Raw genomic sequence first — 12325 nt, 5'->3', positions numbered from 1 at the left:
AGTACTTTTGTAAAGATTAGGTCGTTTGAGGTGGCCGCCATGGTCACCTCTTTTTTTAAGCTAAATCCAATTTGCAACAAGGAAGTTGCACCTTTTTTACGAACTTACAATTCTATTTCATTATTACAAATTATTACTTACAAACACTTGTAAGCGATTGAAAAATATTCAATGCTAGGTAAGTGTTACCTCAATTCAAATTAGTTAGCACAACAAAAGTATAGCCTTATCAATAACACTAAAAATAGGCAGCTCATGGAACAAGCGATACAAAACATCATTATTGTTGGCGGCGGCACTGCAGGTTGGTTAACAGCAGGGATACTGGCTGCTGAGCATAACGCTGATAATGGCAAACTATCGCCCTCCCCTAAACTCAATATTACTTTAATAGAATCTCCTGATGTACCGACCATTGGAGTCGGCGAAGGCACCTGGCCTTCGATGCGTACCACGTTAAAAAACATCGGTATTAGTGAAACAGATTTTTTAATGAGCTGCGATGCGAGTTTTAAGCAAGGCTCACGTTTTATTAATTGGACTCATGATCACCAAGCGAATAACAGTTCAGCAGATCATTATCTGCACCCTTTTAGCTTGCCTATCGGTACTAATGAATTAGACCTTTGCCCTTACTGGTTGCCTCATCAAGAGCAAGTTAGCTTTGCTGATGCCGTTGGCCAGCAAAATCAATTAAGTCAGTGCAGTTTAGCGCCTAAACAAATCACCACTGGCGAATATCAGTTTCAAAACAATTATGGCTACCACCTCGATGCAGGGAAATTTAGCCAATTACTGCAAAAGCATTGCACTGAAAAACTTGGGGTCAGACACATTCGAGACCATGTGACTGCAATTCATAAAAATGACCGTGGGGATATCAATCATTTATCGACTAAACAATCTGGAGAACTACAAGGTGACTTTTTTGTCGATTGCACTGGGGTACAATCTTTATTGCTCGGCGAGCAATTAAACGTTCCCTTTGTGTGTCAAAAGTCGGTGTTATTTAACGACTCTGCGTTAGCGATACAAGTCCCTTACCCACAAGCTGATTCTGAAATTGCCTCTTGTACTCATTCGACTGCACAAACCAATGGCTGGATTTGGGATATAGGCTTACCTACCAGACGCGGGGTCGGTCATGTATATTCATCAAGCCATACTGACCAAGCACAAGCTGAACAACAATTAATTGAATACCTAAGACCCACAGTCAATATTGATGTTGATAACCTCGATATAAGAAAGCTATCGATTGCACCTGGTCATCGAAAAGTATGTTGGAAAAACAATTGTATGGCTATCGGCATGGCCTCTGGGTTTATTGAGCCGCTTGAAGCTTCAGCTTTAGCATTAGTTGAATGGAGTGCCAATACATTAGCCAAACAGCTACCGAGTAACAGACAAGTTATGGATATTATTGCTGCGCGAGTCAATCAAAGGTTTGGCCAGCATTGGCAACAAATTATTGAATTTTTAAAGTTACATTATGTGCTTAGTAAACGCAGTGACAGTGACTATTGGCACGACCATCGTGAATCATCAACCATACCAGATTCACTGCAACAGCAAATTGAATTATGGCGAACTCAAACACCAAACAAGCATGATATTCAATACACCGATGTATTATTTCCTGCCGCCAGTTTTCAGTTCGTGCTCTACGGCATGGAGTTTCAAACTATGATCCCAAGCCATTTAAAACCATCACTGCAAAACCGAGCACAACAACTGTTTGCTGAAAATGTAAAACGCACCCAAGGATTGAAACAACTTTTGCCCACTAACCGAGAGTTATTGGCAAAAATTGCCCAATATGGATTACCTAAGATTTAGCTCTAAACAAGAATATTTGAGCTGTAATACATGAGCATTAAAACTAAAAAATTATCATTAAAAAATAAGCACAGCTAAGGCTGTATTTGATTAGGATGTCAGCATGAACAAACCAGTATTACTTAATAGTGTCGATCATAAAGATCTAAAAATCATCACCGAACGTTCAGAAAAGTATGGTGATAATCTTTGGTATACAGTGACTTTCCCAGCTGAATTTAGAAGTGTTCAAGCGCACTATCCCATCTTTTTTCAAAAAGACAGCAATACTGGTCAATTTTACTCAATTGCAATGTTTGGGTTCCAACATAAAGAGAATTTATTCCTCCAAGATGGCAAATGGCAAGCTGCCTATATTCCATTAACCGTTCGCCGTCAGCCATTTTTAATCGGTCAGCAAACCGTTCAAGAAGATGGCGTAGAACAAATTCAACGCGTGATCCACTTAGACCCAAATCATCCAAGAATCAATGAGGAAGAAGGTGAACCGTTGTTCTTCCCTTATGGCGGTAACACGCCTTATCTTGATGAAGTCGGTGAAATGCTAGAAACCATTCACCATGGGTTAATTGATAGCAAAAACTTTATTGAAACCTTAATCAAACTCGAATTACTTGAGTCATTTACTTTAGATATTGAGTTAGATAACGGTGAAAAGCATCAAATGATCGGTTTTTATACCATTAATGAAGAAACCCTCGCAGCCCTCCCAGCTGAAACATTGGCAGAACTCCATCAGCAAGGTTATCTCAATGCTATCTATATGACCTTGGCGTCACAATCTAATATCAGGCAATTATTGAATTTTAAAAACGCTCAATAACATTAGGCATTGTCATTAGCCGTAACTAGGTAAACAAGGTTGTTGTAGATGGAACATAGTCAGACAGTTAAGGTAATTGAAAATTGTCCATTATCTGATATCGCATTAATGATGGCTCAAACGGATGAGCCAGTCATTTTTAAAGGCGCTTGTCTGGCATGGCCACTTGTGCAAGCTGGTTTAGATTCCGCTAAAGCAGCAGCTGACTACTTACTTAGTTTTTATAAAGATACACCTGTAACGGCTTATTATGTTGAGCCAAAACATAAAGGCCGAGTGTTTTATAATGAGCAGGTTAATGGTTTTAATTACCAAGCTGCTCAACTTAATTTAAATCAAGTAATTGATAAGCTGTTCGCCCATAAAGATGACGAATTACCACCAAGTATTTATATGGGCTCTACTGAAATTAATCAGTTCCTGCCGGGGTTAGCTGATGACAATAGCTTAAAGCTTGAGCCTATTAGGCCTTTAACCAGTGTTTGGCTAGGCAATCAATCAAGAATCGCAGCCCATTTTGATTTTCCGCAAAATCTCGCTTGTAATGTAGTTGGCAAACGTACCTTTACCCTTTTCCCACCTGAACAAGTGAGTAATTTGTATATCGGCCCTATGGAGTTTGCTCCCGGTGGTCAAGAAATCAGTATGGTTGATTTTGATAATCCAGACTTTGAAAAATATCCTAAATACAAGCAGGCATTAGCCGCTGCAAAAACCGCAGAACTTGAAGCCGGTGATGTACTTTATGTCCCTAGTATGTGGTGGCATCAAGTGAGTGGTATTGAATCATTTAACGTATTGATTACCCACTGGTGGCGTGATACGCCCGCTTACCTTGGTAGACCCAATAACGCCCTCGCTATGGCAATGTTAAGCCTTCGCTCACTGCCTAAAGCGCAAAGACAAGCTTGGAAAGCACACTTCGACCATTATGTTTTTGATCATGATGACGATGATGTCAGTCACATCCCCGAAGGTGCCCAAGGGATGCAAACCAAGCCACTTGATGAATTAAATGCTAGAAAATTAAGAGCTGATTTGATTAATAAACTAAAACGATAATCGTGTATGAGCACAACTAAACAGATAACTGATTAATAATGTGCTCATTGATAATTTTGGAAATGAATAACAAAGAGTAAATCACTATTTAGTGACTTAGCCCTAAGGAAACCCTGTTATGCAAAAGCAACACTCCAACAATGAAAACAGTAAAGCTAGCACTGGCAATAAGCCGATTAAAAAAGTGGTTATCGCCGGTGGTGGAACTGCAGGTTGGATGGCGGCTGCTGCATTAACAAAGTTATTAGGTAAAAATTTAGAAGTGGTACTCGTTGAATCTGACGAAATTGGTACAGTCGGTGTTGGCGAAGCGACAATTCCCACATTACATATTTTTCATCGGTTACTGGGCATTAAAGAGCAAGATGTCATGGCAGCGACTAATGCCACATTCAAGCTCGGGATTTCATTTGAAAATTGGCATGATGTAGGCAAAGATTATATTCACTCCTTTGGTTTTTTGGGAAAAGACTGCTGGGCTTGTGGTTTCCAACACTTTTGGCTTAAAGGCCAACAGCGCGGTATCGTTAGTGAAATAGGCGATTATTGCACCGAGCATTTAGCCGCCCGTGAAGGCCGCTTTGCTGTACTGCCAAATCAAGATTACAACCATGCTTATCATATGGATGCGACGCTTTATGCCAAGTTCTTACGGGTCATCGCCGAAAAGCACGGCATCACCCGAATTGAAGGTAAGATTTCAGATGTTCTTCAGCATGAAGATACTGGTAATATCAGTGGTTTAAAGCTGATGTCAGGTGAACTGGTTGAGGGTGACTTATTCCTTGATTGCACGGGTTTTAGAGCCATGCTTATCGAAGGTACACTCAATACAGGTTTTGATGATTGGAGCCATTGGCTACCATGTGATAGCGCTATTGCCGTACAAACTAAAACCACTGAAAAGCCGATTCCATATACTCGCTCAATCGCTCGAGATTCAGGTTGGCAATGGCGTATACCACTGCAAAGTCGCACTGGTAATGGCATCGTTTTTTGCAGTAAATACATGAGTGATGAAGATGCCAAAGCCACCTTAATGAACAACATTGAAGGTGAACCACTCACCGATCCTCGGGTGATCAAATTCCGCACTGGTAGCCGCCGTAAAACATGGCATAAAAACTGTGTCGCAATAGGACTATCATCTGGTTTTTTAGAACCATTAGAGTCCACCAGCATCCACCTTATTCAACGCGGTATTGTTCGCCTGCTCCAGATGTTCCCTTCACAAGGTATTGTTGAAGAAGACATTAATGAATTTAACGAACAAACCCGCACTGAAACTGAAAATATCCGCGATTTTATTGTGTTGCATTATAAAGTCACTGACCGCACTGATACTCGCTTTTGGCGCTATTGTAAAAACATGAGTGTGCCAGCATCGCTGCAGCATCGTATTGATATGTTTGATGCCTCTGGCAAAGTCTATAAGCACGGCAATGAGTTATTTGGCGAAAGCTCATGGATACAGGTGATGATGGGACAAGGGCTCGCACCAAAGCAGTATCACCCTATTGTCGATATGATGGAAGATGAAGAGCTTGAGCATTTTTTAGGTAATATAAAGTTAAAAGCAAAGCAAAAAGTGGCTAACTTACCTGATCATTACGACTTTGTGCAGAATTATTGCAAGTCAAAAATGTTATAAATCCAATGGTAGTGTTATTTAATTAGCGAGTCAGTAAGGTTGTATATGACAGATCAAAATACACAGCGTAAACAAGCACAGGACATGACCGATCTTAATCCGCTGATATTGGTGAATAAGCCAATTAAGCCTGAGATCCATTATATCGGTGAACTGCGTACACCTGTGATTGTCATCGATGACTTTACTGCTGATATCTCGGAGCTACAAAACTGTGCTAACCAAGTCGACTTTGATTTAGATAAAGGCTCTTACTACCCAGGAGTAAGGGCTAAGTTGCCAAAAGATTACGTCATCGAAGTGCTGAACCATGTATTTCAATTAATTTATGATGTTTACAAGATCCCGACCAATTTGCGCATCAAACCCCAAGCGACTTACTTCTCTTTAATCAATCGACAGCCTGAAAGCTTGACCACTTTGCAGCGTATTCCACACTTTGACACACCAGCTCCTTATTACTTTGCTGTACTGCAATACCTCAATGATAGCCCCCACGGTGCAACTGCATTTTTTAAGCACCAACCCACAGGTTATGAACGTATCACCCAATCGAACATGGACAAATACTTCAGAGCGGCCGAGCCCTACTTACAAGAATTAGCCCCCTTTCCGGCTCAATATTTTGTTGAAAGTAACGAGTATTATCAACAGCATCATCACATAGAATACAAACAGCATCGCTTGGTCATATACCCAGGAAATTTATTGCATTCGACTTTAGTTAATCACCAAACTGATATTGACAGTAATCCCAAAACTGGACGTTTGACTGCCAATATATTTATCAATGTTAGCTAGGATTTAGTTCTATTTAACATTGCTTCTAGGTGTAGCTTCAAATGAGTCATCACCAAAAATTGCTCACTCGAATAGAGCATTTAACAGATATCCCAATCAATACTTAATCAATAACTAATCAGCAAGGAGCCTGAGATGACAGCCAAAAAACGGCCAAAAATGAAAGCGCTTACAAAAGGTGTGATAGACACAAAAATGTTCAATAATCGTATGCTTAGAACATTGTCGGTTTCATTGCCCATTTCAGCTTCAATGTTATTGCTTAGTACAACTGTAACGGTTGCGGCACCTTCAGAGAGTATAATCAGTCAACCTCATGCCCTTTCTGTTCTTAGCAATAGCGAACAACAACGCTTACAAGCTCGCTTATCTACGGTTGAATCTGAAATTGAACGTTTACTGCCACAGCTCACTTTAGAAGAGAAAGTATCACTGGTGCATGCTGGCGGTAAATTTCATATCCCCGCTATTGAGCGTTTAAATATCCATGAAATGTGGATGTCTGACGGTCCCCACGGCGTACGTTACGAAATTGACAGAAACTCATGGGCTCCTGCTGGCTGGACCAATGACTACTCAACTTATCTACCACCACTCACGGCCGTAGCTGCAAGTTGGGATCCTGAAATGGCAAGTCTTCATGGTAATGTTCTTGGCGCTGAGGCGCGCCACCGTAATAAAGACCTTATTCTCGGGCCTGGGGTTAACCTTGCCAGATTGCCGCTTTACGGACGTAATTTCGAATACATGGGCGAAGACCCTTATTTAGCTGCTACTTTGGTCGTTCCCACAGTCAAGGCAATTCAAGCAAATGACGTAGGGGCAACGGTTAAACACTATGCCCTTAATACCCAAGAGTTAAACCGTACAGGTGTGAATGCGAAACCCGATGAGCGTACTCTGCGTGAAGTTTATTTACCCGCATTTGAAGCTGCTGTAAAAGAAGCCAATGTGCATGCCATTATGGGGGCATATAATGAGTTTCGCGGCACTAATGCTAACCAAAGCCATCATCTTATTAAAACCATTTTAAAAGGTGAATGGGCCTACGAAGGTGTGCTCCTTACTGACTGGAATGTCGACATCAATACCTATGACGCAGCCATGAACGGCCTAGATATTGAAATGGGCACCGCTGTCGAGAGTTATGATGAATACTTTTTAGCAGATCCACTACTAGCGATGATAAAAGCCGGTAAAGTGCCTGAATCTGAGCTTGACGACAAAGTTCGCCGTATTCTTAGAGTGCAATTAAGCATCGGTATGATGGACAAACAACGTTTATCAGGTGAGCGCAATACTCAAGCCCACCGTGAAGATGCCCGCACTATAGCGGCCAATGGCGTGGTGCTATTAAAGAACAATAATCAAGTATTACCCCTTGATACAAATAAGGTCGAAAACATCTTAGTATTAGGACCTAACGCAGATAAACGACACGGTTTTGGTGGCGGTTCATCTGAGGTAAAAGCTTTATATGAAGTTAGCCCGCTTGATGGCCTAAAAGCCAAGTTTGAGCAAGTAGGTAACAAGGTCAATATCCAGCATATGCGCCCAGCAAGTAGCAAATTTATGCCTATTCCCAATGACTACTTAACCACACGTCACTGGACTGGTACCCCTTCTTGGCAAATTAACTATTATGCAGATAATCAACTTAAACAGTTAACCAGTGAGTCATGGATAGCAGATCCGCAGTTTGATGCCAAAGGTCAGCAACAAAACGTTGAAATACAGGCAAATATCAAACCGATGGAATCAGGTAAACACACATTAAAAGTCCTAGGTGATGGTAAGGTTTCTCTGCTGATTAATGATAAACTATTATTTAGCCAAAACGCTCAGCATACCAATGTGATTAATGAAGATATTGAACTTAAAGCTGGTGAAACTTATGCCTTTAAATTAGTTTACCAAGGTAAGAAAAATGTCACATTAGGTTGGGAAACACCCAATAGCTTGTATAACTCAGAGTCAGAGTATTTAAACGCTGCCAAAAGTGCTGATGCGGTCATTTATTACGCAGGTTTAAGCCATGCTGATGACCGCGAATCCATTGATAGACCAGACATGAAATTACCTGGCCAGCAAGATGAAATCATTAGCAAGCTATTGTCTGTTAACCCTAACACCGTAATATTCATAATTGGTGGCTCTGCCGTTGAAATGCCTTGGGCTGAAAAAGCGAATGCCATTGCTTGGGGATGGTATGGTGGTATGGAAGCTGGCCATGCTTATACCGATGTCTTATTTGGAGATGTTAACCCAAGCGGTAAATTGCCGATTACTTTACCTAAAAAGCTGCAAGATACTGCGCCAATCGCTTTAAATGACTATAACGAAAAAGAGTCGTTATATTCTGAAGGCGTATTTATTGGTTATCGCTGGTTTGAGCAACAAAAAATTGCGCCAGAATTCCCGTTTGGCCATGGTTTGTCTTACAGTGAATTTAGCTATGACGATATTAAATTCTCCAGTAGCAAGCTCAGCGGAGATGACACGTTAACTGTTTCTGCCAGTATCACCAATACCAGCAAAACCGATGGCGCTGAAGTTGTGCAGCTTTATCTTTATGATATGAAGGCCAGTGTGCCTCGTCCGCTTAAAGAGCTGAAAGGTTTTGATAAAGTTTGGCTTAAAGCTGGCCAGACAGGCAAAGTAAGTTTTAATCTTAATAAGCGTGACTTATCGTTTTGGGATGTAAAAACCAATGACTGGTTAGCTGAATCAGGTGAGTTTAAGGTTATGCTTGGTTCATCAGTCGAAGACATTCGATTACATAAAAGTTTTCAATATCAACAATAGCTTAATAGAACTGAGCTAAAGTCCATCCTTCAAAACTGCGTAAACCGAGCAAATTCACTCTCGGTTTACGTTATTCGTTCTTCAGTTTCTAACTTCTAGCTTCTAGATCCAAGTTTTGCAGGCTCTGTTTGCTTTAGCGTTTTATAAATGCCGAATAAAGCGATACCGAATACCATATAGAGCAATTTAATGGCTGAAAACTCTAACGTAACTATTGGTGAGTCCAAATGTCTTGATAACTCTTTAGAAGAAAAAACTTCAACAACGCTTAATATTAAAGGGTAACTAATCAGCAATAAAGCAGATAACTTTAAAAAATGTGTAGATATTGGACGTGTTATGTAAAATGAAATAAATAAAAGCGATAAGCTCATAATACTGTTACTAATTAAAAGTAACCCTGAAGCTATTCTAATTTGCGCCTCATTAGCCCCCTTTGCAAATGGATACGTCTCTAGTATTTCAGCCAAATAACTCATTGGCTGCAATACTCCCCATAATGGATAAAGTGCAACAACTACTGCAGCGGTGATTAACAATCCCTTGATGATAAACATTACTCTTCCCTTAATCTATTTGAACACCTTACCCAAAAGCGCTATTGGAGGCACCGACTTGATATTTGATGTTTAATAAGACTGAATAACTAGCCTCGAGTTCCGAAATATAATCACAATTCCTATTTAACTTTCTGTTTAGCTAACATTAAGACGACAACAAGTAACATGGTAATAGCAAAAAAATCGACTAGATAACCTTCTCCCTGTGACAAGTTACCAAAAGGGATTGCAAGAGAAAAAGGCGCCTGAAAAGGAAAATACTCAAAGGGTGTTAATGGTCTTATGATTTGCGTGGCAAACAAAAACACCAAAGGAAATATTCCCCATCTATTTTCTTTAAGCACGCAGTAACTCCCAGCAAAAGGAGTACCAATAAACACTAGGCTATAACTAAACTGATAAAACCATTGTGTATGAGTCGGCTGTGCGAACATCAATAACATAGCAGCAATTAACCCATATAGAATTAATAAGACTGCTAATAATTTTCTAATCATAATACGTCCATGTTCTCGCTATTCTTTCAATTCAATTTGTAACTGAGATTTGTAACCTAAGTAAATCCATAATTTTCTCAGCGGATTGTAAATTACCGCATTGTTTTAAAATATGCGCTGCGCACTCTGCAGTGCACAAACCACCTTCTAGCTGATTTCTTCTTAGTTCATAAATAGAACCAACAGAACTATCAATTGACACCTTTTTGAGTTCCTTTAAATAAGGACTACGATTGTATATTTTACGGGCTTCTTGCCATGTAGAGTCAATAATAATTAATGCATCAAAATCTGACACATCATTGGTCTCTTTATCGCTAGTACGAACAGAAGAAGTCACAGAATGAACAGCAGAATTAGATAAAGTATGTTGCTGGGTAGTGTCAGGAAATAGTAAGCCTACTCTTGCCTCATTTATGAATCTAATCAGATCAATATTTGGGTTAACTCTATCCCATTCAATAACTAACGCGTTGTCATCCATAATCTGTTTGACCCAACGGCCAGTATTAGTCGGTCTGGTAGTTTCTTTTTGATGGGTGAGCAATATAATTTTCATTTTAAAAGGATTTTTAACTCAGCATTACGCATTAAGAGGACATTGCGTTTTTGTATTTAATTAAGATAAGCTCAGCAACTCATATCACAGGAAGCACAATTATAATGGAACTACAGCAATCACTCAGCCTTTTATTTACCATGCTAGTCCTCGCAATGGTTCCAGGCCCAGTAGTATTTGCAATAATTTCACGCTCCTTTTCTCACGGCTTAGTCCCTGCAATACAATTATTTGTCGGGGTTTTAATAGCAGATTACTTATTTATTTGTATTGCACTGTTTGGCCTAACCGCATTAGCAAGCGTAATGGGAACAGCATTCGTGGTTATAAAATACTTAAGTGCCACTTACCTTTGCTGGTTAGGGTATCAACTCATTTCTAGCAAAATACATACGGCTGAAATAACCGAAATCACAGACGGAATATATTCAAACGGAATTAAAAATACAGTAACAGGCTTAATGATAGGACTAAGTAACCCTAAAGCGATTATATTTTATGTTGGATTTTTTCCAGCATTTGTCCCTTCGAGTAATATTAGCTTTAATGATGCAGCTATCGTCATGGGGATTGCAACCCTTGCATTTGGCAGTATCAACTTGTGTTATGCATTAATGGCTGTAAAAGCTAAAAAAATATTCAGTTCAGCTAAGGCTCATAGAGTTATAAATCGAGTTGCAGGTAGTATTATGCTTATCGCTGGAGTATTAATCGCTGTGAATATTTGAATTTCCCAAAAAAACAATAAACTCTATCAATAAGCTTACATTCTCTCTAAAACAATGAACCTTAGTTCAAGACCATAATCAACCTCTAGCATGTTAAACCAAAGATCAATTGTTAATATAAAACAGCTAAAGATATAACCTATAACATACAAATGTTGCGCAGATCGCACTCGTTTTACTGCGGAAAAATAAACCAATGACGCACATTGCACGTAAACATTATAATAATGACTAATATTTTCATACCGTTCTTTTGGGGTAGATTTCGAGATGTCGTTTCTAAATGATATCGCTCATTTAGCTGAAGAAAATAGAACCCTCATCGTATATAAGCAAGAAATGGCTTATAACGATTTGGTTCAATAACAGTTAAGCTAAACTAGGCTATAGTTAAATTCATAGACTCATATATTTAGTCAAATCAATTATGAAAACAGCTAATACCGTGAAGAACTATGTTTACAATTAACTTCTAGAATTAGCATCTACTGTTAGTCTAGGTGAGTGGTTATAAGTATTATTTTTAATTTAGGAGTTCGAAATGCAGGTTCAATCTTCAGTCAATAGTTATCAAGTCAATACCTCAAGTTCTGTGGATAATAACACTGCAGTTGCACAACCTATCGCGACTTCAACCATAACCCAATCGAACCCTCAATCAGATACCGTGAACTTAAGTGCTAAAGCAATATCTCTGTCTGAAGCAGCTAAAACACACTCTGAGCCAGAAACTCAGCCAACACTGCCAAATGACGGGGAAAAAGTTGAGAACTATGTTCATTACAAAAAAGCCCAAGCACAATATCAGTTCTATTCTGACTTAGCTGGCGTTGCTAACGGTAATGATGGTTCGATGAGCGCAACCTCAGTCTATATGGTTAAAAATAATGATGATGCTAGAGCTGCAACCGTTCAAGCTGCCAACATGAACAATCAACAAGATATGTTGAATACTTATATTGAAACGACGCAAAGTATTAATGAAAGTGTTTAAATGGCT

General features: G+C 39.5%; 11 protein-coding genes. 8 read left to right on the top strand and 3 right to left on the bottom strand.

Going from position 1 to position 12325, the window contains the following annotated elements; all coding sequences use genetic code 11:
- Positions 1-255 precede the first annotated feature (255 nt).
- The 6 genes from QPX86_RS07785 (at position 256) to QPX86_RS07760 (ending at position 8981) form a co-directional block, all read left to right on the top strand.
- Positions 256-1839, top strand: a complete 1584-nt coding sequence (locus QPX86_RS07785) for a tryptophan halogenase family protein (protein ID WP_285164842.1) — start codon at positions 256-258, stop codon at positions 1837-1839.
- Positions 1840-1942: 103 nt separating this feature from the next.
- A complete protein-coding gene (locus QPX86_RS07780) occupies positions 1943-2662 on the top strand; it encodes a SapC family protein (RefSeq protein WP_220753355.1) in 720 nt (239 codons plus the stop codon).
- A 48-nt stretch (positions 2663-2710) separates the two neighbouring features.
- Positions 2711-3724, top strand: a complete 1014-nt coding sequence (locus QPX86_RS07775) for a cupin-like domain-containing protein (protein WP_285164841.1) — start codon at positions 2711-2713, stop codon at positions 3722-3724.
- A gap of 118 nt (positions 3725-3842) precedes the next feature.
- Positions 3843-5375: a tryptophan halogenase family protein gene (locus QPX86_RS07770; RefSeq protein WP_285164840.1), complete on the top strand. Its 1533-nt coding sequence runs from the start codon at positions 3843-3845 to the stop codon at positions 5373-5375.
- 45 nt (positions 5376-5420) lie between these two features.
- Positions 5421-6176, top strand: coding sequence for a DUF6445 family protein (locus QPX86_RS07765; RefSeq protein ID WP_285164839.1), 756 nt, complete (start codon positions 5421-5423; stop codon positions 6174-6176).
- A 135-nt stretch (positions 6177-6311) separates the two neighbouring features.
- Positions 6312-8981 carry a beta-glucosidase gene (locus tag QPX86_RS07760; RefSeq protein WP_285164838.1) on the top strand — a complete coding sequence of 890 codons (2670 nt, stop codon included), beginning with the start codon at positions 6312-6314 and terminating at the stop codon, positions 8979-8981.
- A 95-nt stretch (positions 8982-9076) separates the two neighbouring features.
- Here QPX86_RS07760 and QPX86_RS07755 read toward each other — a convergent pair whose 3' ends face one another.
- The 3 genes from QPX86_RS07755 to QPX86_RS07745 all read right to left on the bottom strand — a co-directional run bounded on the left by QPX86_RS07755 (position 9077) and on the right by QPX86_RS07745 (position 10597).
- Positions 9077-9538 (bottom strand): hypothetical protein, encoded by a 462-nt coding sequence (locus QPX86_RS07755; RefSeq protein ID WP_220753351.1) that lies wholly within the window; start codon positions 9536-9538, stop codon positions 9077-9079.
- Positions 9539-9660: 122 nt separating this feature from the next.
- Positions 9661-10038 carry a hypothetical protein gene (locus QPX86_RS07750; RefSeq protein WP_220753350.1) on the bottom strand — a complete coding sequence of 126 codons (378 nt, stop codon included), beginning with the start codon at positions 10036-10038 and terminating at the stop codon, positions 9661-9663.
- A 31-nt stretch (positions 10039-10069) separates the two neighbouring features.
- Positions 10070-10597, bottom strand: a complete 528-nt coding sequence (locus tag QPX86_RS07745) for a tRNA-uridine aminocarboxypropyltransferase (protein ID WP_220753349.1) — start codon at positions 10595-10597, stop codon at positions 10070-10072.
- Positions 10598-10701: 104 nt separating this feature from the next.
- Between QPX86_RS07745 and QPX86_RS07740 the strand changes: the two genes are divergently transcribed.
- Both QPX86_RS07740 and QPX86_RS07735 read left to right on the top strand, forming a co-directional pair.
- On the top strand, positions 10702-11325 hold the full coding sequence (locus QPX86_RS07740) for a LysE family translocator (RefSeq protein WP_220753348.1): 624 nt from the start codon (positions 10702-10704) through the stop codon (positions 11323-11325).
- Positions 11326-11866: 541 nt separating this feature from the next.
- A complete protein-coding gene (locus QPX86_RS07735; protein WP_285164837.1) occupies positions 11867-12319 on the top strand; it encodes a hypothetical protein in 453 nt (150 codons plus the stop codon).
- Positions 12320-12325: the final 6 nt, after the last annotated feature.

The organism is Shewanella goraebulensis (assembly GCF_030252245.1).
Lineage (GTDB): Bacteria > Pseudomonadota > Gammaproteobacteria > Enterobacterales > Shewanellaceae > Shewanella > Shewanella goraebulensis.
Note: the sequence above shows the minus strand (reverse complement) of the source record. Positions and strands in the feature narration are given on the sequence as shown.

What these genes read in the sequence shown, in the direction of transcription:
- QPX86_RS07740 (WP_220753348.1), top strand. Translation starts at nt 10,702, where the DNA reads ATGGAACTACAGCAATCACTCAGCCTTTTATTTACCATGCTAGTCCTC.
- QPX86_RS07770 (WP_285164840.1), top strand. Translation starts at nt 3,843, where the DNA reads ATGCAAAAGCAACACTCCAACAATGAAAACAGTAAAGCTAGCACTGGC.
- QPX86_RS07750 (WP_220753350.1), bottom strand. Translation starts at nt 10,038, where the DNA reads ATGATTAGAAAATTATTAGCAGTCTTATTAATTCTATATGGGTTAATT.
- QPX86_RS07775 (WP_285164841.1), top strand. Translation starts at nt 2,711, where the DNA reads ATGGAACATAGTCAGACAGTTAAGGTAATTGAAAATTGTCCATTATCT.
- QPX86_RS07735 (WP_285164837.1), top strand. Translation starts at nt 11,867, where the DNA reads ATGCAGGTTCAATCTTCAGTCAATAGTTATCAAGTCAATACCTCAAGT.
- QPX86_RS07755 (WP_220753351.1), bottom strand. Translation starts at nt 9,538, where the DNA reads ATGTTTATCATCAAGGGATTGTTAATCACCGCTGCAGTAGTTGTTGCA.
- QPX86_RS07780 (WP_220753355.1), top strand. Translation starts at nt 1,943, where the DNA reads ATGAACAAACCAGTATTACTTAATAGTGTCGATCATAAAGATCTAAAA.
- QPX86_RS07765 (WP_285164839.1), top strand. Translation starts at nt 5,421, where the DNA reads ATGACAGATCAAAATACACAGCGTAAACAAGCACAGGACATGACCGAT.
- QPX86_RS07785 (WP_285164842.1), top strand. Translation starts at nt 256, where the DNA reads ATGGAACAAGCGATACAAAACATCATTATTGTTGGCGGCGGCACTGCA.
- QPX86_RS07760 (WP_285164838.1), top strand. Translation starts at nt 6,312, where the DNA reads ATGACAGCCAAAAAACGGCCAAAAATGAAAGCGCTTACAAAAGGTGTG.
- QPX86_RS07745 (WP_220753349.1), bottom strand. Translation starts at nt 10,597, where the DNA reads ATGAAAATTATATTGCTCACCCATCAAAAAGAAACTACCAGACCGACT.